At 56.1% G+C, this 26,466-nt stretch carries 29 protein-coding genes; 10 read left to right on the plus strand and 19 right to left on the minus strand.

The annotated features are described in order from the left end of the window. Window positions 1-21: 21 nt before the first annotated feature. Both LG203_RS02000 and LG203_RS02005 read left to right on the plus strand, forming a co-directional pair. Window positions 22-1,167, plus strand: coding sequence for an MFS transporter (locus tag LG203_RS02000; protein WP_230344266.1), 1,146 nt, complete (start codon window positions 22-24; stop codon window positions 1,165-1,167). A gap of 22 nt (window positions 1,168-1,189) precedes the next feature. Beyond that, window positions 1,190-1,834, plus strand: a complete 645-nt coding sequence (locus LG203_RS02005) for a retropepsin-like aspartic protease family protein (RefSeq protein ID WP_230344267.1) — start codon at window positions 1,190-1,192, stop codon at window positions 1,832-1,834. Between the two features lie 87 nt (window positions 1,835-1,921). Here LG203_RS02005 and folE2 read toward each other — a convergent pair whose 3' ends face one another. From folE2 to LG203_RS02025, 4 genes are read right to left on the minus strand one after another with little or no spacing between them, the layout of a single operon-like run. Further along, on the minus strand, window positions 1,922-2,728 hold the full coding sequence (gene folE2, locus LG203_RS02010) for a GTP cyclohydrolase FolE2 (protein WP_230344268.1): 807 nt from the start codon (window positions 2,726-2,728) through the stop codon (window positions 1,922-1,924). A 51-nt stretch (window positions 2,729-2,779) separates the two neighbouring features. Beyond that, a complete protein-coding gene (gene dxs / locus LG203_RS02015) occupies window positions 2,780-4,621 on the minus strand; it encodes a 1-deoxy-D-xylulose-5-phosphate synthase (RefSeq protein WP_230344269.1) in 1,842 nt (613 codons plus the stop codon). A 1-nt stretch (window position 4,622) separates the two neighbouring features. Next, entirely contained in the window at window positions 4,623-5,510 is an 888-nt protein-coding gene (locus tag LG203_RS02020) for a polyprenyl synthetase family protein (protein ID WP_230344270.1), read from the minus strand. Further along, a complete protein-coding gene (locus LG203_RS02025) occupies window positions 5,510-5,743 on the minus strand; it encodes an exodeoxyribonuclease VII small subunit (RefSeq protein ID WP_230344271.1) in 234 nt (77 codons plus the stop codon). The genes LG203_RS02020 and LG203_RS02025 overlap by 1 nt, the downstream gene beginning before the upstream one ends. A gap of 167 nt (window positions 5,744-5,910) precedes the next feature. Between LG203_RS02025 and LG203_RS02030 the strand changes: the two genes are divergently transcribed. Continuing rightward, on the plus strand, window positions 5,911-7,314 hold the full coding sequence (locus LG203_RS02030) for a hypothetical protein (protein WP_230344272.1): 1,404 nt from the start codon (window positions 5,911-5,913) through the stop codon (window positions 7,312-7,314). A gap of 51 nt (window positions 7,315-7,365) precedes the next feature. Here the strand turns inward: LG203_RS02030 and LG203_RS02035 are convergent, their stop codons facing one another. After that, window positions 7,366-8,016 carry an alpha/beta hydrolase gene (locus LG203_RS02035; protein WP_230344273.1) on the minus strand — a complete coding sequence of 217 codons (651 nt, stop codon included), beginning with the start codon at window positions 8,014-8,016 and terminating at the stop codon, window positions 7,366-7,368. A gap of 148 nt (window positions 8,017-8,164) precedes the next feature. Here LG203_RS02035 and LG203_RS02040 point away from each other — a divergent pair, with 148 nt between their 5' ends. Then, window positions 8,165-8,929: a 3',5'-cyclic-nucleotide phosphodiesterase gene (locus LG203_RS02040; RefSeq protein WP_230344274.1), complete on the plus strand. Its 765-nt coding sequence runs from the start codon at window positions 8,165-8,167 to the stop codon at window positions 8,927-8,929. A gap of 53 nt (window positions 8,930-8,982) precedes the next feature. Here the strand turns inward: LG203_RS02040 and LG203_RS02045 are convergent, their stop codons facing one another. The 3 genes from LG203_RS02045 to LG203_RS02060 form a co-directional block, all read right to left on the minus strand. Next, the gene (locus LG203_RS02045) at window positions 8,983-9,399 is read right to left on the minus strand and encodes a pilin (RefSeq protein ID WP_328486326.1); all 417 of its coding nucleotides are present in this window, start codon (window positions 9,397-9,399) and stop codon (window positions 8,983-8,985) included. Between the two features lie 196 nt (window positions 9,400-9,595). Further along, window positions 9,596-10,117, minus strand: coding sequence for an SRPBCC family protein (locus tag LG203_RS02055; protein ID WP_230344275.1), 522 nt, complete (start codon window positions 10,115-10,117; stop codon window positions 9,596-9,598). A gap of 62 nt (window positions 10,118-10,179) precedes the next feature. Then, window positions 10,180-11,127, minus strand: a complete 948-nt coding sequence (locus tag LG203_RS02060) for a YVTN family beta-propeller repeat protein (RefSeq protein WP_230344276.1) — start codon at window positions 11,125-11,127, stop codon at window positions 10,180-10,182. A gap of 64 nt (window positions 11,128-11,191) precedes the next feature. Here LG203_RS02060 and LG203_RS02065 point away from each other — a divergent pair, with 64 nt between their 5' ends. Together LG203_RS02065 and LG203_RS02070 are read left to right on the plus strand one after the other, a co-directional pair. Next, a complete protein-coding gene (locus LG203_RS02065) occupies window positions 11,192-11,344 on the plus strand; it encodes a hypothetical protein (protein WP_230344277.1) in 153 nt (50 codons plus the stop codon). Window positions 11,345-11,377: 33 nt separating this feature from the next. Beyond that, window positions 11,378-11,899: an RNA pyrophosphohydrolase gene (locus LG203_RS02070; RefSeq protein ID WP_230336065.1), complete on the plus strand. Its 522-nt coding sequence runs from the start codon at window positions 11,378-11,380 to the stop codon at window positions 11,897-11,899. Between the two features lie 27 nt (window positions 11,900-11,926). Here LG203_RS02070 and asd read toward each other — a convergent pair whose 3' ends face one another. The 6 genes from asd to nadC form a co-directional block, all read right to left on the minus strand. Then, complete coding sequence (gene asd / locus LG203_RS02075; protein ID WP_230344278.1) at window positions 11,927-12,772, minus strand: archaetidylserine decarboxylase; 846 nt, start codon at window positions 12,770-12,772, stop codon at window positions 11,927-11,929. 154 nt (window positions 12,773-12,926) lie between these two features. Further along, window positions 12,927-13,943 (minus strand): ketol-acid reductoisomerase, encoded by a 1,017-nt coding sequence (ilvC, locus tag LG203_RS02080; RefSeq protein ID WP_013441438.1) that lies wholly within the window; start codon window positions 13,941-13,943, stop codon window positions 12,927-12,929. 107 nt (window positions 13,944-14,050) lie between these two features. Next, the gene (gene ilvN / locus LG203_RS02085) at window positions 14,051-14,542 is read right to left on the minus strand and encodes an acetolactate synthase small subunit (protein ID WP_230336068.1); all 492 of its coding nucleotides are present in this window, start codon (window positions 14,540-14,542) and stop codon (window positions 14,051-14,053) included. 13 nt (window positions 14,543-14,555) lie between these two features. Beyond that, window positions 14,556-16,355, minus strand: coding sequence for an acetolactate synthase 3 catalytic subunit (locus tag LG203_RS02090; RefSeq protein WP_255348599.1), 1,800 nt, complete (start codon window positions 16,353-16,355; stop codon window positions 14,556-14,558). 96 nt (window positions 16,356-16,451) lie between these two features. Further along, a complete protein-coding gene (locus LG203_RS02095) occupies window positions 16,452-18,233 on the minus strand; it encodes a GspE/PulE family protein (protein WP_230344279.1) in 1,782 nt (593 codons plus the stop codon). Window positions 18,234-18,336: 103 nt separating this feature from the next. Beyond that, entirely contained in the window at window positions 18,337-19,200 is an 864-nt protein-coding gene (nadC, locus tag LG203_RS02100) for a carboxylating nicotinate-nucleotide diphosphorylase (RefSeq protein ID WP_230344280.1), read from the minus strand. A 52-nt stretch (window positions 19,201-19,252) separates the two neighbouring features. Between nadC and LG203_RS02105 the strand changes: the two genes are divergently transcribed. Then, a complete protein-coding gene (locus LG203_RS02105; RefSeq protein WP_230344309.1) occupies window positions 19,253-19,864 on the plus strand; it encodes a glutathione S-transferase family protein in 612 nt (203 codons plus the stop codon). Between the two features lie 146 nt (window positions 19,865-20,010). On the opposite strand, the gene mnmA is transcribed toward LG203_RS02105, so the two are convergent. From mnmA to LG203_RS02120, 3 genes are read right to left on the minus strand one after another with little or no spacing between them, the layout of a single operon-like run. Beyond that, window positions 20,011-21,096: a tRNA 2-thiouridine(34) synthase MnmA gene (mnmA, locus tag LG203_RS02110; protein WP_230344281.1), complete on the minus strand. Its 1,086-nt coding sequence runs from the start codon at window positions 21,094-21,096 to the stop codon at window positions 20,011-20,013. After that, on the minus strand, window positions 21,093-21,551 hold the full coding sequence (locus tag LG203_RS02115) for an NUDIX hydrolase (protein WP_015829484.1): 459 nt from the start codon (window positions 21,549-21,551) through the stop codon (window positions 21,093-21,095). The genes mnmA and LG203_RS02115 overlap by 4 nt, the downstream gene beginning before the upstream one ends. A 44-nt stretch (window positions 21,552-21,595) precedes the next feature. Continuing rightward, window positions 21,596-22,231: a YchE family NAAT transporter gene (locus LG203_RS02120; RefSeq protein WP_013441447.1), complete on the minus strand. Its 636-nt coding sequence runs from the start codon at window positions 22,229-22,231 to the stop codon at window positions 21,596-21,598. A 96-nt stretch (window positions 22,232-22,327) separates the two neighbouring features. On the opposite strand from LG203_RS02120, the gene LG203_RS02125 reads away from it, so the two are divergent. Genes LG203_RS02125 through rng form a run of 3 tightly spaced genes read left to right on the plus strand, consistent with a single transcriptional unit; the run spans window position 22,328 to window position 24,952 of the window. Next, window positions 22,328-22,876: a DJ-1 family glyoxalase III gene (locus tag LG203_RS02125; RefSeq protein ID WP_230344282.1), complete on the plus strand. Its 549-nt coding sequence runs from the start codon at window positions 22,328-22,330 to the stop codon at window positions 22,874-22,876. Further along, window positions 22,873-23,463, plus strand: a complete 591-nt coding sequence (locus LG203_RS02130) for a Maf family protein (RefSeq protein ID WP_230344283.1) — start codon at window positions 22,873-22,875, stop codon at window positions 23,461-23,463. Before LG203_RS02125 ends, LG203_RS02130 begins: the two co-directional genes overlap by 4 nt. Before the next feature lie 31 nt (window positions 23,464-23,494). Further along, a complete protein-coding gene (rng, locus tag LG203_RS02135) occupies window positions 23,495-24,952 on the plus strand; it encodes a ribonuclease G (protein WP_013441450.1) in 1,458 nt (485 codons plus the stop codon). 81 nt (window positions 24,953-25,033) lie between these two features. Here rng and LG203_RS02140 read toward each other — a convergent pair whose 3' ends face one another. Together LG203_RS02140 and proC are read right to left on the minus strand one after the other, a co-directional pair. Beyond that, on the minus strand, window positions 25,034-25,609 hold the full coding sequence (locus LG203_RS02140) for a YggT family protein (protein ID WP_230344284.1): 576 nt from the start codon (window positions 25,607-25,609) through the stop codon (window positions 25,034-25,036). Between the two features lies 1 nt (window position 25,610). Beyond that, window positions 25,611-26,423, minus strand: coding sequence for a pyrroline-5-carboxylate reductase (gene proC / locus LG203_RS02145; RefSeq protein ID WP_230344285.1), 813 nt, complete (start codon window positions 26,421-26,423; stop codon window positions 25,611-25,613). Between the last annotated feature and the right edge of the window lie 43 nt (window positions 26,424-26,466).

A 26,466-nucleotide genomic window follows, 5' to 3' on the forward strand; every position in this document is an offset into this window, starting at 1 on the left:
TAAATCCGCAGACGCCCTGGTATGCACAAGTCCCTCTACTGGCGTCTGTCGGGTTTCTATCTTGCCTATTTTGGCTTCGTCGGTGCATTTACGCCGTTCTGGAGCCTTTATCTAAAATCTCTCGCCTTCAGCGCCTTCCAGATTGCGATTCTCATGTCGCTGTTTCAGGTGGCGCGTATATTCTCGCCCAGTTTGTGGGGCTGGCTGGCCGATCATCTTGGGCATCGCGTCCGTATTATCCAGTGGTTGGCGGGCTTGAGCCTGCTGGCATATGCCGGTGTCTTTTTCGGAACCTCATTTGCCTGGCTGTTTGCGGTGATGCTGGCCTTGAGTTTTTTCTGGAGTGCTTCCTTGCCACTCATTGAGGCAGTGACGCTGGGGCATCTGGGAGATAAGTTTGATCGCTATGGCCGCATCCGCCTGTGGGGGTCGATCGGGTTTATCGCCGCCGTCATTGGCCTTGGCTATCTGCTGGATTTCAGCGATATCCGGGCGCTGTTGTGGGTGGTACTGGGCTTGCTGGTCGGGGTGTTTCTATTCTCGCTCAAGCTGAACGATCCCGCTGTACTGCGTCATCATGATGATGCCGGGTCACTATGGGCGATTATTCGCCGGCGTGAAGTGGTCGCGCTCATGGTCGCCTGTTTTACCATGTCGGCGGCACATGGCGTGTATTACACCTTTTACTCGATCTATCTCGTGGCCCACGGTTACAGCGCCACCCATGTCGGCTGGTTATGGGGGCTGGGTGTGGTGTGCGAGATCCTGATTTTTCTTGGCATGCCGCGGCTGACCGCCAGGTTCGGTTTGCGCCGCATCATGATGGGCAGCCTGGTTCTGGCCTTTGTACGATTCAGCGTGATTGGCTGGGCGGTGGATAACTGGCTGCTGATTTTGCTGGCGCAGACCCTGCATGCGGCCACCTTCGGCTCTTATCACGCCGCCGCGGTGGCGCTGACCCATCAATACTTCAAGGGCCGTCATCAGTCCAAGGGGCAGGGGCTGTATACCAGCGTTTCTTATGGCATGGGTGGCACGGCAGGCGCGATTGCCAGTGGTTATGCCTGGGATACGCTGGGCCCCAGCTGGACATTTACCCTCTCTGCCAGTTGCGCTATGCTGGGCTGCCTGTTATTTGCCTGGCTGATGCCCAAGAAAAACCACTGAGTCCTCTCTGAAGGAGACCCGCATGTCGCGGCTATTCACTCTCGCTTTGCTCTGCCTGTGGCCGTTTGCCGTGCATGCGGATACCGATATCAATGTGGTGGCGCTGTTTAACAACAAGGCCATGCTCATTATCAACAAGGGTAAACCGCAAACCCTCTCCGTGGGGCAGGTCTCCCGTGAAGGCGTGAAGTTGGTGGCGGCCGATACCAGTCGCGCGGTGCTCGAGGTGGAAGGCAAGCAGCGCGAGTTCGGGATGGGACAAGCGGCAACGGTGGCAGGTAATCAGGCCACCGGCCCTGGTAGTGTGACCCTATACGCCGATGGCGCTGGGCACTTTGTCACCGATGGCTTGGTAAATGGTCGTGAACTCAGATTCCTGGTCGATACCGGGGCTACCTTGATCGCCATGAACAGTGGCGATGCGGTCTATGCCGGCATTGATTACAAAAAGGGAATTCGCATTCCCATCCATACTGCGTCGGGGGAAGAGGTGGGGTACCGCGTGGTGATCAATACGCTGAAACTCGGAAACGTGATCCTGAACCAGGTCGATTGCGTGGTACTGGAGGGTGGTTCGCCCGCGATGGTACTGCTGGGCATGAGTGCGCTTAACCGCATGGAAATGCGGCGCGACGGTATCACCATGACGCTGACCAAAAAATACTGATCCCTGATTTTCGCTGGGTTTCGGCAACAAAAAAGCGCATCTGATGAGATGCGCTTTTTTTTAGCTGCCTGCAGGCTTTGCCAGAGTTTAAGCCTGGACGCGTTTATCCCGCTCAATCAAGGCATAAGCTGAGTGATTGTGAATGGACTCAAAATTCTCGGATTCCACCACGTATTTCACGATGCGCTTTTCCACATTCAGTTGAGCCGCTACATCGCGCACCATGTCTTCCACAAATTTCGGATTGTCATACGCGTGTTCGGTGACGTATTTTTCATCTGGACGCTTCAGCAGACCAAACAACTCGGAAGAGGCTTGTGTTTCCACGATGCGGATCAGGTCTTCCACCCAGATGAAGTCATTGATCAGCGCGGTGATGGTGACATGCGAACGCTGATTGTGCGCGCCATAGTTTGAAATCTTCTTGGAGCATGGGCACAGGCTGGTGACCGGCACCATGACTTTGACCGTGATATCAAATTTGCCCTTGTTGATTTCACCAATGAAAGTGACTTCATAATCCAGCAGGCTTTGCACGCCGGAAATCGGCGCAGCCTTGTTGATGAAGTATGGGAAGGTCATCTCGACATAGCCGGACTCCGCTTCCAGACGCTCCACCATCGCACGCAGAATGGTCTCGAAGGACTCCACCGAAATCTCGCGCTCATTCATGTTGAGAATCTCAACAAAACGCGACATGTGGGTGCCCTTGAAGTTGTGTGGCAGATGTACATACATGTCGAACATCGCGACCGTATGCTGCACACCGCCAGTTTTGTCCTTGACCTTTACCGGATGGCGTATGGATTTGATCCCCACCTTGTCGATGGCGAGATGTCGCGTATCCGGCGTATTCTGGACATCTTCAATGGCTGGTGTAACTGGCTGGTTCATGGGGTGTTCCAATATCGTAAAGAGAGTGCGGTGTAATAGTTGAGTATACTACTAGGTTAATTTTTTCTCAATTGAGGCAATGATGCCTTCCGCATTGAGACCGCATTCTGCCAGCATGGTTTCATGCACGCCATGATCGATAAAGGTATCCGGCAGACCCAGGCCAAGTGTGGCGATATGCGGATTGATCTGCTGCAATGCTTCCATTACCGCGGCACCTGCCCCACCGAGCAATGTGTTTTCCTCTACCGTCACCAGCAGGCTATGGCTGGCGGCGAGTTCTGCAATCAGGGCCACATCCAGCGGCTTGACGAAGCGCATGTTGACCACGGTGGCATCCAGCTTTTCTCCGGCTGCCAGCGCCGGTGTCAGCATGCTGCCAAAGGCAAGTATGGCAACCTTCTTGCCCTGGCGGCGCACTTCGCCCTTGCCGATGGGCAGGGCTTTCATGGCCTTCTCGATCACGGCACCTGGGCCGCCACCGCGCGGATAGCGTACGGCGCTGGGACCATCATGCTGATAGGCGGTATACAGCATCTGGCGGCATTCGTTTTCATCCGACGGCGCCAGGATCAGCATGTTGGGGATGCAGCGCATAAAGCTCAAATCAAAACTGCCGGCATGGGTCGGGCCATCGGCGCCCACCAGGCCAGCGCGATCAATCGCAAACACGACAGGCAGGTTTTGCAATGCAATGTCGTGAATAAGTTGATCGTAGGCGCGCTGTAAAAATGTCGAGTAAATGGCGACCACTGGCTTCATGCCATCGCATGCCATACCCGCGGCAAAGGTGAGGGCGTGTTGCTCGGCAATGCCCACATCAAAAAAGCGCTTGGGGAATTTCTCGGCAAAGGCATTGAGGCCAGATCCATCGCACATGGCCGGGGTAATACCGATCAGGCGCTCGTCTTGCTCCGCCATATCGACCAGCCAGTCGCTGAATACCTGGGTGTAGGTTTTTTTGCTGCTGGTAGCAACAGAGCAGCCATTGCTCGGATCAAATTTCCCCACACCATGGTATTTGCCGGGATTATCCTCGGCAGGCGCATAGCCATGGCCTTTTTGCGTGACGATGTGGAGGAATTGCGGGCCCTTGAGCTTGCGGATATTTTTCAGCGTGGTGATCAGGGTTTCAATATCGTGGCCGTCAATCGGCCCGATATAGTTAAAGCCGAACTCTTCAAACAGCGTGCCAGGCGTGACCATGCCTTTGACATGCTCTTCCGCCCGCTTGGCGAACTCCAGCATGGGCGGCACCACGCCTAGCACCTTTTCGCCCGAGCGGCGCATGGACGCGTAAAAGCGGCCGGAAAGCAGCTTGGCCAGATAGTTGTGCAGGGCGCCCACATTCGGCGAAATTGACATGTCATTGTCGTTCAGGATCACCAGCAGATTGGCATCCATGGCCCCTGCGTTGTTTAGCGCTTCGAATGCCATGCCCGCCGTCATGGCACCGTCGCCGATGATGGCGACCGCGCGGCGCTCTGACCCCTGCTGCTGGGCAGCAATTGCCATACCCAGTGCGGCGGAGATTGAGGTGCTGGAATGCCCGGTGCCAAAGGTATCGTATGGACTTTCATGGCGACGCGGGAAGCCGGCGATGCCATTCGGCATGCGCAGGTCGGCCATGCCATCGCGGCGTCCGGTCAGAATCTTGTGCGGGTAGGTCTGGTGACCAACATCCCACACCAGCCGGTCTTCCGGCGTGTTGAATACATAGTGCAGGGCGATGGTCAGCTCAACTACACCAAGGTTGGACGAGAGATGGCCGCCTGTGCGCGCCACGCTATCAATCACAAACGTGCGCAGTTCCTGGGCCAGCTCGGGAAGCTGCTTGCGATCAAGTAATCGTAGCTGTTCCGGCGAATGGATAGTGTCGAGTAATGGATACATATCAGAAGCTGCGTTGCGTAATGAATTTGGCTAGTTGCTGCAGGCGCCGGGCAGAGTCCCCGTAAGCGGCCAATGGCGCCAGGGCTTCGTCGTAAAGCTCTTGCGCCAGCTGCTTTGCCCGCTCCAGCCCGAGGATGGTGACGTAGGTCGGCTTGTTGCTGTCCGCGTCCTTGCCCGCGGTTTTGCCGAGCGTGGTGGTGTCGGCTTCGCTATCGAGAATGTCGTCCACTACCTGGAATGCGAGACCAATCGCCTGGGCGTAGTGGTCGACGGCTTTAATGCGATCAGGATCAACCGTATCAGCGCTCTCGGCGCCCAGCAGGGCGGCAGCGCGGATCAGCGCCCCGGTTTTGTGGATATGCATCTGCTCCAGTTCGGTCTGTGTCAGGTCGAGACCTACGCTGGCAAGATCAATCGCCTGCCCACCGGCCATACCGCGCGAACCGCTCGCCACTGCCAGAATGTGCACCATATGCAATTGGCGTGCAGCATCAGGGAGCAGGCCAGGCTCCGCCAGCACCTTGAAGGCCAGTGTTTGCAGGGCATCACCGACCAGGAGTGCGGTAGCGTCGTCGTATTGTTTATGACAGGAGGGTTTGCCGCGTCGCAGGTCGTCGTCGTCCATGCAGGGCATGTCGTCATGCACCAGCGAATAGGCGTGGATCAGCTCTACTGCAGCTGCAGCCTGTTCGACGGCCGTGATCGGCGCCTGGCAAAATTCCCCCGCTGCGTGGGCGAGCAGGGCGCGAACTCGCTTGCCGCCACCCAGCACGGCATAGCGCATCGCCCCATGCAGGCGCGATGGTATGATATTTGCAGCAGGGAGTATGTCGTCCAGCACCCGCTCCATGCGGGTCTGGATATCAAGCGACCATGCGTTGAAATCCATTATTGTTGATCGCTAAAAGGTTTGAGTTGGTGGGTGTCGTTCAATATCTGCACTTGTTGATCGACATCGGCCAAGGTCTGCTGGCAGAATTTCAGCAACTCGGCGCCACGTTTGTAAGCGGCCAGGGATAGCTCCAGCGGCAGCTGGTTGGTCTCCATCTGCTGTACGAGTGCTTCGAGTTCGCTCACGGCACTTTCATAAGTGAGTGGAGCTTCGGCAATTTTTTTGCTCATGACATTGATTGTTCTGGGGCGTGCATCTGTAAAATGAAAGGCCGCGAGGCGATAACGAGTATGCGTTTCTAGCCTGAATTATATAGTTTACGCTATATCTTTGTCAGGGCTAAATGCAAGGCCGGGAATAACAATACAACAGGGAGCAGCGCAGGCTGCATATAACGATGATGAAGAATGCTACCTCGCTGGACGAAGAGTGGCTGGTTCGCCTGGAGTCAGCCAACCAGGCGTTATCCAAAGCCATGCCGCTCGGTGATCTTGAAGCGGTGATCTATCTGCAGCAATCCTGCCGGCCGGATTTGCTGGCACTGACCCGCTACTTTGCCACGACGCCCAAACTGGATGTCGTGCTGGAAAACCGGATTATTCGAACTGTCGGCGAGCATTTGCAGCAATCCCGCGTGGCATGTACCAACCTCATCAAGGCCTTGATGGCTCGCCAGAGCAAACAGCAGCTCATGCAATTGCTGCTGGAAAAATTAGAGGTCATGGCGCTGATCGCCAAATGGTGTTATCTGCGCTATCAGCCTATTCCCGAGCGGTATTGGCTGGAATTGCATGCGGATTACCTGCTGGCCGAACGCTTGCGGCTGGATATCCCGGCTTTCCAGTCAGGTTATGTACATATTCTGATGCTGGACAGCATCAATCTGAGCAGCATGCAGAAAGCGGAAATCGAAGCGCTGGATCGCTGGGTATCGGAGTGGAGCGTGCAAGTGGCGGTGACGGCGCATTGCGACGATCGGCCGCATGCGATGTTTGTCGACCTGGGGCAGGATGTCGGTGCTCGCCGTCTGCGCAACTTTACCCCGACTGAAAATTTTCGCTGCTGGGTGATCGAGATGATCCTGCGCGATCTGGAGCAGATGCGCGAGCAGCTCTCCGCAGGTGCCACCAGCCTGGCTGTGTTGCCGGGCGCTACGCCTGCCCGCGCTGCGCAGATCATCGATCTTCTTATCATGGCCTGGTCCGACCTGCGCGAGCAGCGCAGACGTGTGGAGCGGGCCGCTGTTTCCAAGCTGGCGCAAGCGGTCAACGGCCTGTTTGCCGTATGCCAGCAAATCAGGAACGAAGCCTACCGCCCCACCTTTCTGCATCAGGATGATTTTCAGCCCCTGCCCAATTCATGGGAAGTGCAGAACGAGAGCGTGTTTGGCCTGGGCGCCGTCGTGAATGCGGACCTGAATCTGTGGGTCAAGCCCGGGGCGCTGCTATCCCTGCAGTTCGCGCTCAATCCGGATATGGAAGTGCTGGCCGTGGTGCGTAGTCTGCAGCAGCGGCCGGGGCGCGAGCTTTATGTGGGCCTGGAAGTGATTTCCTATACGCCCGCCTACGTGCAGTTGACGGCAGAAGACCAGCCAGCGGAAGAGGAAGCCATCCCCGGCCTTTATCTGGGGCGTGATGATGACAGAAACTGGCCACCGAGTTTGCTACTCCCCATGCCGCCGCAAGCCGGTGTCGGCGAACTGGTGATGCATCTGGAGCATTCCGATTACCGCGCTACGCTGGGGGATGTACTGGAACAGCAGGCCGATTGGGTGCGGATAGCGGTCATGGTGCGCGACTAAACACCCTGCGGCCCGGCATGCTCGCGATAGCTGGCCGTAAAGCGATGAGCCCTATTTGAGTACGCGCTGCAAAAACTGGCGGATATCGTCAATTTCTTCGGCGCATACGCTGTGTGGCATGTCGTAGGTGTGCCACTCCAGCGCATAGCCATTCTCTCGCAATACATCCCGCGAGATGGCGGCCGTGGCAGGCAGAATCACGCTATCGTCCATGCCGTGCGCCATGAAAATGGGCGTCATCTGGTTAGCGGCGTGTTTTTCAGTCGCCAATGCCTGCTTGATCGGTAAATAAGTCGAGAGCGCGAGCACGCCTGCCAATCGATCCGCGTAGCGCAATGCTGTTTGCAGCGCCATGGCGCCCCCTTGCGAAAAGCCTGCCAGCACAATGCGTTCAGCCGGGATGCCACGCGTGATTTCCGCCTGAATAAGCATTTCGATCTCGGTTTGCATGGCGCGTATGCCCGCTTCATCCTGCTGGCTATCCAGCCCCAGACCAAAAATATCGTACCAGCCGCGCATGGGGTAGCCATTGTTGAGACTGATAGGCCGTACCGGCGCATGCGGAAAAATATAGCGCACCTGCGGCAAGCCCAGTTCCTCGGCAATCGGCACAAAATCATGGCCATCTGCGCCCAGGCCATGCAGCCAGATAATGCTGGCCGTCGCCAGTCCTTGAGGTTCCAGGGTGATTTTTTCGAGCATGTATGGTTATCCAGATAATGTTGTTGGCCGGGCGCTGCTAGGCTGGGCGGGGAATACGCGCTACCATCGTGCCATGCCCGTCTGTCCGGCAGCGGGCAAGCACCTATCATAACAAAAGACGGAAGCGGGGCTATATGGAGCGAGCGCCATGCAGGTAAAAGTATTGGGATGTAGCGGCGGCATAGGCGGTAATCTGCGCACCACCTCATTGCTGGTGGACGACGATATCCTGATTGACGCAGGCACCGGGGTGGGCGATCTCAGTATTGAGCAGATGGCGAAAATAGATCATGTCTTCCTCACCCATTCGCATCTGGATCATATTGCCTGTTTGCCGCTGATGCTGGATACGGTGGCTGGTCTGCGCCAAACGCCAGTGACTATACATGCATTGCCCGAGACCTTGCATGCGCTTAAAACCCACATCTTCAACTGGATCATCTGGCCTGATTTCAGCGTAGTACCCAGCGAAACAAGCCCCTTGATGCGCTATGCCGAAGTTGGGGTGGGTCAAGCCATCGCGCTAGGCATGCGCAGCATTACCCCCTTACCCGCCAATCACACGGTTCCTGCGGTTGGCTACTGGCTGGATAGCGGGGCAAGCAGCATGGTATTTACGGGCGACACGACCACGTGTGATGCCTTGTGGGAACAAGTGAATCGGATTGAAAACCTGAAATATGTGCTGATTGAAACGGCATTTGGCAATGATGAGATGGTGCTGGCAAAAACATCCAAGCACCTGTGCCCGTCATTATTGTTTCAGGAGTTGAGTAAGCTGCAGCGATCAGCCCATATTTACATCACCCATCTGAAGCCGGGCGAGGGAGGAGAGATCATGTATCAGATTGAGCAAAGCTCCGAACATGCAGCCTTGAGAGGGTTGCAGAACATGCAGTTGTTCAGGCTATAAATTGAAAAAATAAAAGCCCTTCAAGAAGGGCTTTTATTTGAACTAAATAGTTGTTAACTATTGCGGCATTCTGCTGGAACAAAGTTGAAGCTGCCGGCAGCTGTTGAACATCTCCAAGCCACTGGTGAGTCAGCAGTCGCAATTGAAGGAGTGAGTGTCAGAGCCACGTTGCGTGCATTTGCGTTCATGGTAACCACCAATACCCCTGCTGTGCATGTGAGGCTGGCTACATTACCAGCCACATTCGTGTTGATACCTCTGCATGCGTTAGCATCAATCTGCCCGCCAGCATTTGCAATATTTTCACCTACAGTAAGCTTTTGTGCGGAGGCCAGACCTAAGCCTTCAGTTACGCGTGCGCGAACCGTGTAGTCTTGATAAGCAGGCAACGCCACCGCTGCCAAAATACCAATGATCGCGACCACGATCATCAGTTCGATTAAGGTAAAACCTTGCTGTACGTTTTTCATGTCATCACCTTTTCAGTCAATTTTGGAAAGTCTCTAGCAGTTCGCTGCCAGGGGTGTTGCGTCGATAAGTGGGGTGTTTGTTGATCACTTCGCCTATCAGATGAGTCAAGCATAACGCAGGCAAAAAAAAAGCGGATGGTGAGATCCGCTTTTTTGATTTTCAGTGACAAAAAATGTCACCGATGGACGAAGGACATTATTTGCCTTCAGCCACTTTCTTCAGGTTGGCGAGGCCAGCATCGTACACACCGGTCACAGCGTTGATGGCGGATTCGTCATCCTGGCCTGGTGGGATAGGTGGGTTCAGCTTGTATACGCGGTAAAAGCGGCCTACCCAGGTCACGGTGCTTTCGCCAGCGCCAGGACCTGCCTTGACGGTGATGAAGGAGTTGTAATCAGAAACGGGCAATACGCCTTCCTCGATTTCATACTTCAGCTTCATGTCGGTGTCGTCAATGCTGCGCAGTTTTTCGTAGATGGTGCCGCCGCCCTTGAGGGTCAGCAGGCGATAGGTGTCACCATCCTTGGTTTCGAGCTTGGTGCTGGCAACGGCGGGGTGCCATTTTTGCATGTTGCCGAAGTCCTTGACCAGCGCCCAGACCTTGGCTGGGTCCGCCTTGATGGTGACGGTTTTTTCAACTTTTTGTGGCGATGGGCCGTGAGCAGCGGCTGTCAGTGGCATGACGGCCAGAGCGATAAGGGCGAGTAGTTTTTTCATGCGATTTTTCTCCGTTGATAAAAGTCTTGTTGCTAAATCCGAATCCGGGGCTGGATTCATTCTCAGTGCGCCGTCTCCTGAATAAACTGGCCAAATGCCCGACTTTGCTTGTCCGTGGCAATGGTCTGGACCAGTTTATTGTTGCTGGCGTCGATCACTGAAACCGTGTTGTCGAACCAGTTGGCAACATATACCCGCTGGTTCACATGATCAAAACTGATGCCTTCGGGGTAGCCGCCCACGGGCACGATGCTGATGACTTTTTGCTGGGGCACATCAATGACCGATACATTGTCGCTTTGTGTGTTAGTGACGTAGGCGCGGCTGCCATCCGTGCTGACTGTGACGCAGTAGGGATGTTCCCCCACCTTGATGGTGCTGACCTTGAGCGTTTGCGTATCAATCATGGAGACGTTGTTGCTGTAGACATTGACGGCATAAAGCTGCTTGCCGTCCCGGCTCAGGCCCAGACCAAAGGGATGCTCGCCGACGGCAATGCGCTTGACGATCTGCATGCTGGCGGTATCAATGATGGCCACATCATTGCTATCGCGATTGGCGACATAAAGCTGCTTGCCGTCAGGGCTGGCGATGATGCCTGCTGGCGCCTTGCCCACGCTGACCACGCGTTGCTGTGTCAGATCAGCGGTATCCAGGGCCAGTACCTTGTCTTCAAACCAGTCGGCGACATACAGCGTTTTGCTGTCCGGCGACAGGGCTATGCCAACCGGGGATCCATGCAATGGGAGCTCTTGCAGGACTTTGTAGTGCTGACTGTCAATTACGCTAATGGACTGGCCGTCGACATTGCTGATATAGGTGCGGCCCAGGGCGGCAGAAGTCGCGACACCCACGGGCGCCTTGCCTACTTCCATGCTGGCAATGACCTGATTTGACGCAAGATCAATCACTGAAACGGTGTTATTCCCCTGATTGCTGATGTAGGCAAAGCTGCCACCCTGGCATGGCAGTGCGATGCAGGCGGAGAATGCGGCAAGGATGATAAGCAACGGTTTCAATGGAAAGCGGATCTGCGGATGGTTGCGATGTGAATCAAACGCTTGAAAAGCCGATATGGTTGACTACGCAGTATACGGGCCGCTTGCAAAGAGCGTCAAGGCGCGCTTGGCGGGTGAAGTTCCCGAATTTGCCCTGCTTGCGGGCGCGATTCCTTTTGCCCGGGGAAAGCAAGTTGGTATGCAGCTTTCATTCGGGGCTGAAGTGTGAAAAAATTACACTAAATTATTAAGGTAGTACGTCATGATAGATCGCGATGGATATCGCCCGAATGTCGGCATCATATTATGCAATGCCCGCAATGAGGTTTTTTGGGGCAAGCGTATTCGCGAACACTCCTGGCAGTTCCCGCAGGGTGGCATCAAGCACGGCGAAACGCCGGAACAAGCCATGTACCGTGAGCTTATGGAAGAGGTTGGCTTACGGCCTGAGCATGTCAAGATTCTGGGCCGTACCCGGGACTGGTTGCGCTATGAAGTCCCCACCAACTGGATCAAGCGTGAATGGCGCGGCAGTTATCGCGGCCAGAAACAGATATGGTTCCTGCTGCGCATGGTCGGCCGGGATTCGGATGTTTCGCTGCGTGCCAGTACACATCCTGAGTTTGATGCCTGGCGCTGGAGTGAATACTGGGTGCCCATGGATAGCGTGATTGAGTTCAAGCGCGAGGTTTACCGCCTGGCGCTGAATGAGCTTGCTGCGCATCTCAGCGGAGACCCTCGCAAAAAACCGCGTAGCCATGGCAGCTCGATCATTGCTTCATGAGCCATGCTTGCGTGGGGCTGGTGCTCGCTAGCCTCTGTTCGCCATGGCTTCGCCCAGCCTGATCGGGCGACCTTCCTGCCATAGCGGATTAAACTGCAGAGGCTGTTTTGGAAAAAGCAGCACCACAGTCGAGCCCAATAAAAACCGACCCATTTCCTCATTCTGCTTGAGGTGAATCTGGTGCTCGGCATATTCCCATACTGAGATATTCCCCGGACGTGGCGGATTCACCACGCCATGCCAGGTGGTGGCCATGCTGCCGACGATGGTGGCGCCCACCAGGACCAGCACGAACTTGCCATGCGCTGAGTCAAACTCGCACACCACGCGCTCGTTACGCGCAAACAGGCCAGGCACGCCTTGCGCTGTCACTGGGTTAACCGAAAACAGATCGCCGGGCACATAGGTCATGCGCAGCAGATGCCCATCGCAGGGCATGTGTATGCGGTGATAGTCTCTGGGGCTGAGGTAAAGGGTGGCAAAGTGGCCATCCTGAAATTCGTCTGCCAGTGCCTGGTTCCCCGCCAACAATGCCGTCGTGGAGTAGTGGTGGCCTTTGGCCTGAAAAATCTGGTCGCCGACGATAGGGCCGATCTGGCTGATAGCCCCATCGACCGGACATAGCCAGGTAGCCGTAGCTGCGGGGCGGGCATCCGCACGCAGTGGCCGGGTAAAAAATTCGTTAAAACTGGGGTAGCGGCGGATATCGGGCTCAACGGCTTCCTGCATGTTGACGCCATAGCGAGCTACGAACCAGCGAATGATCGCCGTTGTCACCCAGCCCATGCGGGCATTGGCGACGCATCCGGCAAAAACGGTGATGGCCTGTTTGGGCAAGAGGTATTGCAGGGAGACGGCGAGACGATTCAACACACAAGATTCCGGATGGGCAATGAGCGACTATTATAATGATAGCGGTAGCAAGTCCCAAGGATGCTGGAGTTGGAGGCAATAAAAAAGGCGATGCATCCGCATCGCCTTTTTATGTTGTCATGCGTTGACTGCGCGCATGCCGGTTTTGTTGCTATTAGTTCTTGCTTTGATCAACCAGCTTGTTCTTGGTGATCCAAGGCATCATGGCGCGCAACTGGCCACCGACTTGCTCGATTGGGTGAGCAGCATTCAGGCGACGACGTGCGGTCATGGATGGGTAGTTGGTACGGCCTTCGGCAATGAACTGCTTGGCGTATTCGCCAGTCTGGATGTTTTTCAGGCATTCCTTCATGGCGGCACGTGCCTGATCAGCAATCACGCGTGGGCCAGTGACGTATTCACCGTATTCTGCGTTGTTGGAGATCGAGTAGTTCATGTTGGCGATGCCGCCTTCGTACATCAGATCCACAATCAGCTTCAGTTCGTGCAGGCATTCGAAGTAGGCCATTTCAGGCGCGTAACCAGCTTCGGTCAGGGTTTCAAAGCCAGCCTTTACCAACTCAACCGCGCCACCACACAGCACAGCCTGTTCGCCGAACAGGTCAGTTTCGGTTTCTTCGCGGAAGTTGGTTTCGATCACGCCACCCTTGGTGCCGCCGTTGGCGCAAGCGTAGGACAGTGCAACATCCTTGGCCTTGCCGGATTGGTCCTGGTAAACGGCGATCAGGGTAGGGACGCCGCCGCCCTTCAGGTATTCGGAACGTACGGTGTGGCCTGGGCCCTTGGGTGCAATCATGATCACGTCCAGGTCGGCGCGTGGCACGATCTGGTTGTAGTGAATGTTGAAGCCGTGAGCAAATGCGACGGTAGCGCCTTGCTTCAGGTTGTTCGCGATGTCGGCATGGTAGATTTGCGGCATGGTTTCGTCTGGCAGCAGAATCATGACCAGATCGGCCTGCTTCACAGCGTCGGCAATTTCAGCGACTTGGTGACCGGCATTCACAGCCTTGTTCCATGAGCTGCCATCCTTGCGCAGAGCCACGGTCACATTAACACCGGAGTCCTTCAGGTTTTGTGCGTGGGCGTGGCCTTGAGAGCCATAACCGACGATGGTGACTTTCAGATTCTTGATCAGTGAAAGGTCGGCGTCTTTATCGTAATAAACTTTCATTTCAACTCCTAAATTTATAGTGTTTGGCGTGAGTCCGGATATTTGAAATCGGGCCTGGGCCATTCAGCGCCAGAAAACGGGCATCCAATTGCCCGAACTCACATTGATTAAATCTTGAGAATCCGGTCGCCGCGTCCAATGCCGGAGGCGCCGGTACGCACTGTTTCCAGTATGGCCGTCTTGTCCAGCGCTTCCAGAAACGCATCCAGCTTGCTGCCAGTGCCGGTCAGCTCGATGGTGTAACTGCCATCTGCCACATCAATGATGCGACCACGGAAGATATCGCACATACGTTTCATTTCTTCGCGGAACGGACCAGTGGCTTTCACCTTGACCAGCATCAGTTCGCGTTCGATATAACGACCATCGTTAAGGTCGAGTACCTTGACCACATCGACCAGCTTGTTGAGCTGCTTGATGATCTGCTCGATCACTTCGTCGGATCCGGAAGTGACGATGGTCATGCGTGACAATGTGGGATCTTCGGTAGGAGCCACAGTCAGGGATTCAATATTGTAGGCACGCGCCGAGAACAGGCCGGCCACGCGGGACAAGGCGCCCGCTTCGTTTTCCATGAGTAAGGAAATAATGTGTTTCATCTAACAGCTCGCTCTACAGTTCTTCGGCCAGAATCATCTCGGACAGCCCCTTGCCATTCGGCACCATCGGGAATACGTTTTCCTTCTGGTCGGTGAGGAAGTCCATGAATACCATGCGCTCCTTCAGCTTGGGGCCAAAGGCTTCTTTCAGGGCGGGTTCGACATCGGATGGTTTCTCGATGCGCATGCCAACGTGGCCATAAGCTTCCGCCAGCTTGACGAAGTCAGGCAGCGCGTCCATGTAGGATTCGGAATAGCGGTTGCCGTAGAAGAACTCTTGCCACTGGCGCACCATGCCCATATAGCGGTTGTTCAGCGTGATCACCTTGACCGGCAGGTGGAACTGCTTGCAGGTAGACAGCTCCTGAATACACATCTGGATCGAAGCTTCGCCAGTCACACAGGCGACTTGTGCATCGGGGTAAGCCAGTTGCACGCCCATGGCGTATGGCAAGCCCACACCCATGGTGCCCAGGCCGCCAGAGTTGATCCAGCGACGTGGCTTGTCGAATTTGTAATATTGCGCCGCCCACATCTGGTGCTGGCCTACGTCGGAGGTGATGAAGGCGTCGCCCTTGGTCACTTCCCACAGTTTCTCCAGCACGTATTGTGGCTTGATGATGTCGCTGTTGCGGTCGTAGCTCAGACACTTCTTGCTGCGCCAGGCTTCTATCTGGGTCCACCATGCCTGAATGGCCGCCTCTTCCGGCTTCTTGTCGGCAGCGGCTTTGAATTCGCCATCCAGCAGGTCATTCATCTCGCCGAGTACGGACTGTACATGGCCAACAATCGGCACATCCACTTTCACGCGCTTGGAAATGGAAGAGGGGTCGACATCAATATGAATGATGGTGCGGCTCTTGCTGAAGAAGTGGTCCGGATTGCCGATAACGCGGTCATCAAAACGGGCGCCGATGGCGATCAGCACATCACAGTCCTGCATGGCCATATTGGCTTCCAGCGTGCCGTGCATGCCCAGCATGCCAACAAACTGGCGGTCGGTGGCCGGGTAGCCACCCAAACCCATCAGCGTGTTGGTGATCGGGAAGCCCAGACGGCGTGCCAGCTTGACCAGCTGCTCGGACGCATCGCCCAGAATAATGCCGCCGCCCGTGTACAACATCGGGCGCTTGGCATCCAGCATCAGGCGCAGGGCTTTCTTGATCTGCCCGGAATGGCCCTTGAGTATCGGGTTGTATGAACGCATCTCCACGGTTTCAGGGTAGCTGAAGGCGTGGAACTGCGCCGTAATATCCTTGGGAATGTCCACCACCACCGGGCCTGGACGGCCAGTGCCAGCAATATAGAAGGCTTTTTTGATGGTGGCAGCAAGATCCTTGATGTCCTTCACCAGGAAGTTGTGCTTCACACAGGGACGGGTAATGCCGACCATGTCGACTTCCTGGAAGGCGTCCATGCCGATGGAGGGGGCAGGAACCTGACCACTCAGCACCACTAGTGGAATCGAATCCATATAAGCGGTCGCAATGCCAGTGACGGCATTGGTCGCACCTGGGCCTGAAGTGACCAGCGCAACACCGACTTCGCCCGTAGCGCGTGCGTAAGCATCTGCTGCATGCACGGCAGCCTGCTCATGGCGAACCAGCACGTGCTTGAAGTGGGATTGATTGAAAATCGCGTCGTAAATGTTCAGGACAGCGCCGCCAGGATAGCCGAAAACGAATTTAACGTTTTCTTCCTGTAAGCAGCGAATAACGATTTCTGCGCCCGTGCATTGATTGCCCGTGGTCGGATTGCTAGGGTCTTCCATAAATCTTGCTGTTTTTACTGAGAATTGGGGAACCCTGAACAGTAACTGTTTGAATGTATTTGGTCAAGAATCAAAATGCGAAATTGACGGATGTACAAACATATTCGGCACAGATAATGAAATTTGCGTCAAAGAGGCTTATTCCAGAGGCGGCGCGACCTTGCTCAATTCTTCCATGGTGGTGAGTCCGGCCGCGATTTTTTCGGCGCCGTTGATGAGCAATGGCTGCATGCCTTGCTTGTAGGCCATGGCGCGAATTTTTGCCAGATCGGCATCCGGAGTGATGAGCTTTTTGATCTCGGGGGTGATGGTCAGCATTTCATAAATGCCGCTACGGCCGCGATAGCCTGTCATGCGGCATTCCAGGCAGCCAGTAATGCCGTGCGCATGTGCAGGCAGGGGCAGTTTCCAGGGCGCGGTGTATTGATGCCACTGATCGCTGTCTATAGTAATGGGCTGTTTGCACGCGGGGCAGAGTGTGCGCACCAGCCGTTGCGCCATGATGCCGAGCACTGTGGATTGAATGAGATAGGACGGCACGCCAAGATCGAGCAGGCGGGTAATGGCAGAAGGGGCATCGTTGGTATGCAATGTCGACAGCACCAGGTGGCCGGTAAGTGCCGCCTGTATGGCCATTTCCGCCGTTTCCACATCGCGGATTTCGCCGACCATGATGATGTCCGGATCCTGCCGCAACAGCGTGCGTATGCCATCGGCAAAGCTGAGGTCAATATTCTGCTGGACCTGCATCTGGTTGAAGGCAGGTTCCACCATTTCAATCGGCTCCTCCACCGTGCATACATTGACTTCTGGCGTGGCCAGTTGCTTGAGGGTGGAGTAAAGCGTGGTGGTTTTGCCAGAGCCGGTAGGACCGGTCACCAGAATGATGCCATTTGGATTGCGGGTCCACGCGCGCCACTGGGTATCTTGTGCAGGCGAAAAGCCCAGTTCGATGAAGTCCTTGACGATGACATCCGGGGTAAATACCCGCATCACCAGTTTCTCACCAAAGGCGGTGGGCATCGTGGAAAGACGCAGCTCGACCTCATTGCCTTCGGTGGTCAGCGTTTTGATGCGGCCGTCCTGCGGGCGGCGTTTTTCCACCATGTCCATGCGACCCAGCAGTTTGATGCGGCTGGTAATGGCATTCATGATGGTAGAAGGCAGCTGGTAGACCTGATGCAGCACACCATCAATGCGGAAACGCATGATGCCGAGATTGCGGCGTGGCTCCAGATGGATATCGCTGGCACGCTGCTCAAACGCATATTTGAACAGCCAGTCCACAATGTTGACGATATGTTGTTCGTTGGCGTCGAGGTTCTTGTTCTTGCCCAGCTCCACCAGTTGCTCGAAGTTCTGTACCCCGATGATCTGCCCGGCCTTGGCCGTATTCGCGAGATTGATGGAGTTGGCGAGGTTGTACACCTCGGGCAGGTAGCGGTTGATCTCCAGTGGATTGGCGATGACCAGACGTATCTTGAGGTTCATGATGCGCTCAAGATCGGGAATCCAGTCTGTTAGGAAGGGTTCTGCCGTGGCAATGGTGGCTTCGTTGGCGCCCACCTTGACTGGCATGATCTTCAGCCGTTCGGCATAGGCTTTGGACACCACCTGCGCCACCGATCCGAAATCCAGATTGAGAGGGTCGATATGAAAGTAATCGAGGCCGACACGCTTGGCCAGCCACTCGGTCAGGTTTTCAACGGACAAAGGCTTGTGTGGGCTCAGCAGGCTTTTCCACTTTTGTTCGCCGATGATGACCAGTGGATGCAGGTTGGATTTGTCCAGCTTGCGGTCTTTATATAACTGCTCGGCATCCTTCTTTTCCACCATGCCGTCATTCACCAGCATGCGCAATACATCGCCTATGGTGAGGCGTCCTTGCAAAGGTTTGGCGGTGGCGGCGACTTTGCTCATGTGGGGTCCTTCGGTATGCCCTGTTGTCATATTTCAGTCATTCAGGATAGTGGCAAACGCGCTCGCTGGTCTAGCGTTTTTACGATTGTAAGTTTCGCAAGCTTCAGCTTTGAAATCTCAGGGATAAGTCTATCGCATGCACATGTTTGGTCAGGCTGCCGATCGAAATGCGGTCTACGCCAGTTTCTGCGATGGCGCGCACGGTTTCAAGCTCTACGCCGCCTGATGCTTCCAGAATCGCGCGTCCTGCATTCAATGCCACCGCGTTACGCATGCCATCCAGATTGAAATTGTCCAGCAGAATCAGCTTGGCCCCAGCTCGCAAAGCCTCTTCCAGTTGCTCCAGTGACTCTACCTCAATCTGCAGGCTGGCATTTGTGTTTAATTTTGTGGCGGCATCCATTACCGCCGCAATGCTGCCTGCAGCGGCAATGTGATTTTCCTTGATCAGAATGCCATCGTACAAGCCCATGCGCTGGTTCATGCCACCGCCTACGGTGACTGCGTACTTTTGTGCCATGCGCAGCCCAGGCAAGGTTTTACGGGTGTCCAGAATCCGCGCTTTGGTGCCTTGCACCGCTCGCACATAACGAGCTGTGGCCGTGGCGGTTGCCGACAATGTCTGCAGGAAATTCAGTGCGCAGCGTTCGGCGGTCAGGATTTGTCGGGCATTGCCCGTGATGATGCACAGGGTTTGCCCGGCGGTGACTTCAGCACCTTCGCTGATCTGCCACTCCAGTCTGGCTTGCGGCGCCAATCGCGCAAAGCAGGCCTCTACCCAGGGAATGCCGCATACGATCGCGGGCTCGCGGCTGATCAAGGTGGCATGCGCATGCTGGTCGGCGGGTACCAGGCTGGCGGTCAGGTCGCCGCCTGCAATATCCTCGGCAATGGCAGCCTCGAGATTGCGCTGGATCGCGCTTTGTAAGTCAGTGGGGAGTCGGAGATCGGATAGGGTGGTGTTCATGATTTACATTATAATGCCGACTACGCTTATCTTCGTCGAATCCTCCATCCTTATGAAGCTCTATTACTCACTCACCAGCCCTTATGCCCGCAAAGTTCGTGTGGTCGCAGCCGAAAAGCGCATTGATATCGAGATGGTGCAGGTCGTGCTTGCCGATCCTGACTGCCCGGTGCCTGACTACAACCCCTTGGGCAAGATTCCCGTTCTGGTGCTGGATGATGGGGAGAGCATTTTTGATTCACGCGTCATCGTCGAGTTTTTGGATCACCGTACCCCGGTGGCTCATCTGATTCCACAGGATCACGGTCAGAAAATCCGCGTTCGTCGCTGGGAAGCCCTGGCCGATGGCGTGTGCGATGCCGCCGTGGCGGTCATCATGGAAGGTCGCCGTGCGACTGAAAAGCAGGATGCCGCCGTACTGGAAAAGCAGATGGGTAAAGTGACTCGCGGCCTTGCGGCCATGAATGATGAACTGGGCGCGGCCAAATGGTGTGTCAACGGCAACTTCAGTCTCGCGGACATTGCACTGGGCTGTGTACTGGGCTACCTGGATCTGCGCTATGCCCATCTTGGCTGGCAGGACACCTACCCCAACCTGGCTCGGCATTATGCGGCCATGCTGCAACGCCCATCGTTCAAGGATACGATGCCACCCGCCCAATAATGGCATGGCAGGCGGCAGCGCTGGGGAGTCCAGTGCCTACGCCTGCCGGTGTTCAATGCTGGGGGTTCAAGGTCATTTCTTCCCCCAAGCTTCAACGCTGCTGCCATCGAGCAGCCCAGCCATACTTTTCTATCAAACTCCGCCTGTCAAACTGCGCGGGTAATGATGCCGCCACCCAAACACACCTGACTTTCATAGACCACGGCGGATTGCCCCGGCGTGATCGCCCATTGCGGCTGCCCGAAGCGGATTTCGGTTTCGCTTTCTTCCAGGCGATCAATCTCGCAGGGCGCATCCGGCTGGCGATAGCGTGTCTTGGCCGCATATACCCAATGCGTTTCCGGCGCTTCACCTGCAATCCAGTGCAGTTGGCTGGCCACCAGGCCGTCATTGCACAAGAGCGGATGATCGTGGCCCTGCACCACGATCAGCACATTGCGTTGCATGTCCTTGCCCGCCACAAACCATGGCTCGCCATTGCTTTCGCGCGAACCGCCTATTTTCAGACCCTGGCGCTGACCCAGCGTGTAATACATCAGGCCTTCGTGTTCGCCGACCACCTTGCCTTCCGGCGTTTGCATTTCGCCGGGTTCGCGTGGCAGATAGCGATTCAGGAATTCGCGGAATGGGCGCTCGCCGATAAAGCAGATGCCGGTAGAGTCTTTTTTGCCTGCCGTCACCAAGCCTTCGCGATGGGCGATTTCACGCACCTCGCGCTTCAGCAGGCCACCCAGCGGAAACAGGGTTTTGCTGAGCTGGCGCTGGTTAAGGCGATACAGGAAATAACTTTGGTCCTTGCTGCCGTCTTCTGCTTTTAACAGCTGGAACAAGCCATTTTTCTCGCGCACTTGCGCGTAATGGCCAGTCGCGATCAGGTCGGCGCCCAGGCCCATGGCGTGATCCAGAAAGGCCTTGAACTTGATTTCCGAGTTGCAGAAGATATCCGGATTCGGGGTGCGGCCCGCTTGGTACTCTTCCAGGAAATTCTGGAAAACACGTTCTTTGTATTCCTTGCTGAAGTTCACCGCTTCCAGCTCAATGCCGATCTTGTCGGCGACCGCAGCGGCGTCTATCAGATCCTGCTTGGCGGGGCAGTATTCATCGGTGTCGTCGTCTTCCCAGTTTTTCATGAAAAGACCCACGACATCATAGCCTTGCTCTTTCAATAGCAAGGCCGTTACAGAAGAGTCGACGCCGCCGGAGAGGCCAACGACTACGCGCTTTTTACTCATGGTTCACCGCGTTCCAGATGGGTAATGATGTTGAGCGGGAAACGTTGTCCCGCCAGATAATGTTCGATACAGGTCAGCACCTGTGGGCTGCGATGCAGCGCGCGGCATGCCTGGATTTCCTCCAGGCTCATCCACAAGGCGCGCCGTATGCCGCTATCCAGTGGCTGCTCAGGGTCATGGTCGGACACTGCGCCAATAAAGGCATACCGCATATAGGTAATGTCTTTTTGCGGATGGTGCCACTGGTAAATGCCGAGCAGGGCTTGCGGCTCAAAGCGGTAGGCGGATTCTTCGCGGGTTTCACGGATCACGGCTTCCAGCAGCGATTCGCCACGCTCAAGATGGCCGGCCGGCTGGTTGAAGCGCACGCCGTCGGCGGTGTCTTCTTCTACCAGCAGGAATTTGCCGTCCTGTTCAACGATGGCGGCGACAGTGGTGTTGGGTTTCCAGACCATGCAATTGCTTGAAAAATTGCATATTTTACCGCGCTTGCTACGGCTTAGCCATTCAAACCGGGAAAAAGTCCGCTAATCCCCTGCGCAATGAACTCCACCGCCATCGCTGCCAGAATCAGGCCCATCAGGCGGGTCACGATATTAATCCCCAGTGTTCCCAGCTTGTGCGCAATCGCAGATGACAGTCGCAAGGTCAGCCAGATCAGCAGGCAAACGGCGGCTACCGGCACAATCAATGACACATGCCCCCAGAAACCGGAGTGCTTTTGCGCCGTGATGATCATGCTACTGATGGCGCCCGGCCCGGCCAGTAGCGGGATGCTGAGCGGCACGATGGCGATGACCTCGCGCTCGGCCACCGCCTGGGCTTCTTCTGGCGTCTGCCTGGCATGGCTTTGTTTGCCGTGCATCATGGAGATGGCGATCAGCATGACCAGTATGCCGCCACCCACCTGAAACGACGGAATGCTGATGCTGAAAAAATCCAGAATGCCATTGCCGAGAAACGCCGAGGTCATCAGCACTACAAATACCGTCAGTCCCACGGTTTTGGCCGTGCGCGCTCGATCCTTGGGGCTCCAGCCATCGGTAGCGCTGATGAAGATAGGTACGCTGCCCACCGGGTTGACGATGGCAAACAGGGCAATGCCGGTTTTGAACAGATAGGCCCATTCGCTCATAGCTTCAGATTCTCCGTGACAGGCTTCGGTTGGTGGTTTTTGTGGACATCAGTTAGTATTTGTCACCATTTGATTATAACTGCCGCTCAAGGTTTTATGCCCTCTGTATTGATTCCACTGGCCCATGGCTGTGAAGAGATGGAAGCCGTCATCGTGATGGACATTCTGCGTCGTGCTGGTGTGGATGTCGTAGCCGCCGCCTTGATTCCAGGCCCGGTGGTCTGTAGCCGTGGAACACGGCTGCTGGCAGATGCCTTGCTGGATGAAGTATTGCAGCAGCCATTCGACATGCTGGTATTGCCCGGCGGCATGCCGGGCTCCGAGCACTTGAAAAGCGATGCGCGGATTCAGGCACTGCTGACGCACTATGCGGCGGAAGGCCGCTATGTCGCCGCCATCTGCGCGGCGCCCATGGCCTTGCATGCGGCTGGTTTGCTTGAAGGCAAACGGGTGACCAGCTTCCCTGGCGTGCTGGATCAGCTACCGGGCACGCATCATTATATGGAGGATGCGGTGGTCAGGGATGGCAACGTCGTCACCTCGCGCGGACCCGGTACTGCCATGGCATTTGCCCTGACGCTGGTGGGTTTGCTGTGTGGCGAGGCCAAGCGTCAGGCGGTTGAGGAACCCTTGCAGCAATCATGATGAAAAAACGCGTATACCTGGCATCACGTTCACCGCGCCGTGCCGAGCTGCTCCAGCAATTAGGCCTGGAGACGATATTCATGGCGGCCGATGTGGATGAGTCGCCGCTGCCTGATGAAGCCCCCCACGATTATGTGCTGCGCCTGGCGCGGGCCAAGGCGGAAACTGGCCTGGCGGCATTGCAGGCGCAGGGTGGTGAAGCCCTGCCACTGCTCGCGGCGGATACCACAGTGGCGATTGATGGCCTGATCCTTGGCAAACCGGAAGACGATGACCATGCCCGCGGGATGCTGTTGCGCATGTCCGGGCGCTGGCATGAGGTGCACACCGGTGTGGCCGTTGCCTCGGCTTCTGGCGTGCATGTCCGTTTGTCTACCACCCGTGTGGAGATGACGACGCTGGACGAGGCTACCATTCAGGCTTACATTGCCACCGGCGAGCCGCGTGACAAAGCGGGGGCCTATGGCATTCAAGGCTTGGCCAGTACCTTTATTCGCCGTATTGAAGGCAGCTATTCCGGGGTGATGGGCTTACCGGTATTTGAGACGTCCGAACTATTGAAGCAGGCAGGAATTTCCGTGTTATGAGCGTCATGCATGCATGGCAGAGAGCTGGTAAATGAGTGAAGACATTCTGATCAACGTGACCCCGCAAGAAACGCGGGTAGCCATTATCGAGCAGTGCATCGTGCAGGAGCTGCATATTGAGCGCAATACCTCGCTGGGTCTGGTGGGCAATATCTACCGGGGCCGCGTCTGCCGGGTATTGCCGGGCATGCAGTCTGCGTTTGTCGAGATCGGCCTGCAGCGCGCGGCATTTCTGCATGTGGCCGATGTGCTGGAATGCGCCAATAGCGACAAGGACAAGGAAAAAACCATCCAGGAGGTGCTGCACGAAGGCCAGCCCATCATGGTGCAGGTCATCAAGGAGCCGATAGGGACCAAAGGCGCACGCCTTACTACCCAGATCAGCATTGCCGGGCGTTTTCTGGTGTATCTGCCACAGCAGCAGCATATTGGCGTGTCGCAACGCATTGAAGACGAAGCCGAGCGCGAATTTCTGAAAGAGCGGCTGCTGAAGCTGTTGCCGGAAAACCGCCAGGGCGGTTACATCATACGCACCATGTCCGAGACCGCCACCGATGATGAGTTGCTGGCGGATGTGGATTATCTCAACAAGGTCTGGAGCAATATCCAGGCGGCCAGCCATGGCGCGGCAGACCGCTCGCTGGTGTTTCAGGATCTCAGCCTGCCCATGCGCGTGTTGCGCGATGTGGTGAATGAAGACACCGACCGCGTGCTGGTCGATTCGCGCGAGACCTACCAGAAGCTATTGGAGTTTGGTCAACACTACGCCATCGGTGCGGTGAAAAAGCTGGAGCATTACCAGGGCGAGCGCCCGCTGTTTGATATGTACCACGTCGAGCAGGAAATCGAGCGTGCCATGTCGCGCAAGGTGGAGATGAAGTCTGGCGGCTATCTCATTTTTGATCAGACCGAAGCGCTGACCACGGTGGACGTGAACACCGGTGGTTTCGTCAATGGCCGCAGTCTGGCCGATACCATCTTCAAGACCAATCTTGAGGCGTCGCAATGTATTGCCCGGCAGCTGCGCCTGCGCAATCTGGGCGGCATCATCATCATCGACTTCATAGACATGGATGAGGATGAGCATCGCGTGGCGGTGCTGGATGAACTGAAACGCGCACTGGCCAAAGACCGCGCCCGTACGGGCATCAGCGGGTTCTCGGCGCTGGGGCTGGTGGAAATGACGCGCAAGCGCACGCGCGAGAGTCTTGCCCACATCCTGTGTGAGCCTTGCCCGGCCTGTCAGGGCCGCGGCGAAATCAAAACCGCGCAAACCATCTGTTATGAAATTCTGCGCGAGCTGTTGCGGCATGCCCGCCAATTCACGGCGCGCGAGTTGCGCGTGCTGGCCTCGCCCAAGGTGATTGATCTGTTGCTGGATGAAGAGTCGCAGAGTCTCGCCAACCTGTCAGACTTTATTGGCAAGCCGGTGTCGCTGCAGGCCGAAACCCAATATCCGCAGGAAAACTTCGACATCATCCTGATGTAAGGCGGCATGCTTGATAAATAAAAAACGGCGCGACCATCTGATCGCGCCGTTTTTATTGGGTCTCTGCGAAGAGACTGTAGCTTAGAACAGCTTGAGGAATTGCAACTCCAGTGGCGCCACGACCAGCATCAACAGCAATTGCGCGATGATGAAAACCAGAATCGGCGTCAGATCAAAACCGCCTACCAGCGGTACGCGATTGCGCAGCGGGGCCAATATGGGACGGGTCAAAGCATCCAGCACTGGAGTAATCACCGTATAGGGATTCACCCAGCTCAGGATCGCTTGCAGGATCACGGCATACAGGAAGATATAAATGCTGAGCTTGATCAGCCCGACCACGGCGAGGCCCACCAGGGCAATCCATACGCCACCGCCCGCGACCAGCAGCGGAAAGTCACTTAACCACAAGGAAGCTAGCTTCAATATCAGCTGCGCGACAAAAGCCACGATCAGGGTGGAGATATCCAGCCCGCCCCAACCGGGAATCACCCGGCGCAGGGGCTTGACCGCAAAGTTGGTAATGGCGACCACAAATTGCGAAGCCGGATTTTTGAAAGGCGCGCCAGTCAGCTGCAGGTAAAAACGCAGCAGCGCGGCCAGGGTAAACATGCCGAGTATGGTTTCCAGCAGAAATTGCAAAGCGTTGGCGATCATGTCATTCCTTACCTAATTGGTCGCCCAGCTCGGCAGAGCGGGCAGCAGCAGCATGGGCTGCCTGAATAATGGCGTTTTTAACCCCGGCGGTATCCATGGAGAGCAGGGCGCGTTCGGTGGTGCCGCCTTTGGAAGTCACCTGCGCACGCAGGGTGGCGGGCGTCTCGCTGCTCTGGCTGGCGAGCGCCGTCGCGCCGGCAAAGGTCTGCAGGCTGAGCAAACGCGCGTCTTCTGCACTCAGGCCCAGTTCCTGCGCGGCTTGCTGCATGGCTTCTATGAAGTAAAACACATACGCGGGGCCACTGCCGGAGATGGCGGTGACCGCATCCATTTTCTGCTCGGCATCCAGCCACACGGTTTTGCCCGCGGCCTGCATGATGGTGTCGGCAATGTCTTTTTGTGCGGCGCTGACGGCAGGCAAGGCGTACAAGGCGGAAATGCCCGCCTGTATCTGCGCCGGTGTATTCGGCATGACGCGTACGATGGCCTGGTAGCCGCCCAGCCAGCGCGCCAGATCCTGGCTGCGGATACCGGCGGCAATCGAGATCACCAACTGTTCATGCAGCAGGCTGCCCAGAAAGATCGCCAGGTCTCGCAGTTGCTGGGGTTTCACAGCGAGCACGATGACATCGGCATTGCTCACGCTGGGCAGTTGTTCGGTCACATGCACGCCATATTCTGCGTGCAATTGCTGACGCTTGTCGGCATCCGGCTCGATGATGCTGATGGCATCCATGGCGTAGCCATTGCTTTGCAGGCCGCCGATAAGGGCGCGCGCCATATTGCCGCCGCCGATGAAACTGATTTTTGTCATGGTTTATCGTTCAGTATTTAAAGTTGTTTTGCGTTGCACTGCG

Origin of the sequence: Methylovorus mays (assembly GCF_020531915.1) — a bacterium.
GTDB classification, from domain to species: Bacteria; Pseudomonadota; Gammaproteobacteria; order Burkholderiales; family Methylophilaceae; genus Methylovorus; species Methylovorus mays.

Coding starts and splice junctions, on each gene's coding strand:
- nadC (WP_230344280.1), bottom strand. CDS start 19,200: ATGAACACCACCCTATCCGATCTCCGACTCCCCACTGACTTACAAAGC.
- LG203_RS02095 (WP_230344279.1), bottom strand. CDS start 18,233: ATGAGCAAAGTCGCCGCCACCGCCAAACCTTTGCAAGGACGCCTCACC.
- LG203_RS02105 (WP_230344309.1), top strand. CDS start 19,253: ATGAAGCTCTATTACTCACTCACCAGCCCTTATGCCCGCAAAGTTCGT.
- mnmA (WP_230344281.1), bottom strand. CDS start 21,096: ATGAGTAAAAAGCGCGTAGTCGTTGGCCTCTCCGGCGGCGTCGACTCT.
- LG203_RS02020 (WP_230344270.1), bottom strand. CDS start 5,510: ATGGATTTCAACGCATGGTCGCTTGATATCCAGACCCGCATGGAGCGG.
- LG203_RS02030 (WP_230344272.1), top strand. CDS start 5,911: ATGATGAAGAATGCTACCTCGCTGGACGAAGAGTGGCTGGTTCGCCTG.
- LG203_RS02035 (WP_230344273.1), bottom strand. CDS start 8,016: ATGCTCGAAAAAATCACCCTGGAACCTCAAGGACTGGCGACGGCCAGC.
- LG203_RS02125 (WP_230344282.1), top strand. CDS start 22,328: ATGCCCTCTGTATTGATTCCACTGGCCCATGGCTGTGAAGAGATGGAA.
- LG203_RS02120 (WP_013441447.1), bottom strand. CDS start 22,231: ATGAGCGAATGGGCCTATCTGTTCAAAACCGGCATTGCCCTGTTTGCC.
- LG203_RS02005 (WP_230344267.1), top strand. CDS start 1,190: ATGTCGCGGCTATTCACTCTCGCTTTGCTCTGCCTGTGGCCGTTTGCC.
- LG203_RS02115 (WP_015829484.1), bottom strand. CDS start 21,551: ATGGTCTGGAAACCCAACACCACTGTCGCCGCCATCGTTGAACAGGAC.
- rng (WP_013441450.1), top strand. CDS start 23,495: ATGAGTGAAGACATTCTGATCAACGTGACCCCGCAAGAAACGCGGGTA.
- proC (WP_230344285.1), bottom strand. CDS start 26,423: ATGACAAAAATCAGTTTCATCGGCGGCGGCAATATGGCGCGCGCCCTT.
- LG203_RS02045 (WP_328486326.1), bottom strand. CDS start 9,399: ATGAAAAACGTACAGCAAGGTTTTACCTTAATCGAACTGATGATCGTG.
- ilvN (WP_230336068.1), bottom strand. CDS start 14,542: ATGAAACACATTATTTCCTTACTCATGGAAAACGAAGCGGGCGCCTTG.
- ilvC (WP_013441438.1), bottom strand. CDS start 13,943: ATGAAAGTTTATTACGATAAAGACGCCGACCTTTCACTGATCAAGAAT.
- folE2 (WP_230344268.1), bottom strand. CDS start 2,728: ATGAACCAGCCAGTTACACCAGCCATTGAAGATGTCCAGAATACGCCG.
- LG203_RS02000 (WP_230344266.1), top strand. CDS start 22: ATGCACAAGTCCCTCTACTGGCGTCTGTCGGGTTTCTATCTTGCCTAT.
- LG203_RS02055 (WP_230344275.1), bottom strand. CDS start 10,117: ATGAAAAAACTACTCGCCCTTATCGCTCTGGCCGTCATGCCACTGACA.
- LG203_RS02140 (WP_230344284.1), bottom strand. CDS start 25,609: ATGATCGCCAACGCTTTGCAATTTCTGCTGGAAACCATACTCGGCATG.
- LG203_RS02130 (WP_230344283.1), top strand. CDS start 22,873: ATGATGAAAAAACGCGTATACCTGGCATCACGTTCACCGCGCCGTGCC.
- dxs (WP_230344269.1), bottom strand. CDS start 4,621: ATGTATCCATTACTCGACACTATCCATTCGCCGGAACAGCTACGATTA.
- LG203_RS02070 (WP_230336065.1), top strand. CDS start 11,378: ATGATAGATCGCGATGGATATCGCCCGAATGTCGGCATCATATTATGC.
- LG203_RS02065 (WP_230344277.1), top strand. CDS start 11,192: ATGGTTGACTACGCAGTATACGGGCCGCTTGCAAAGAGCGTCAAGGCG.
- LG203_RS02040 (WP_230344274.1), top strand. CDS start 8,165: ATGCAGGTAAAAGTATTGGGATGTAGCGGCGGCATAGGCGGTAATCTG.
- LG203_RS02025 (WP_230344271.1), bottom strand. CDS start 5,743: ATGAGCAAAAAAATTGCCGAAGCTCCACTCACTTATGAAAGTGCCGTG.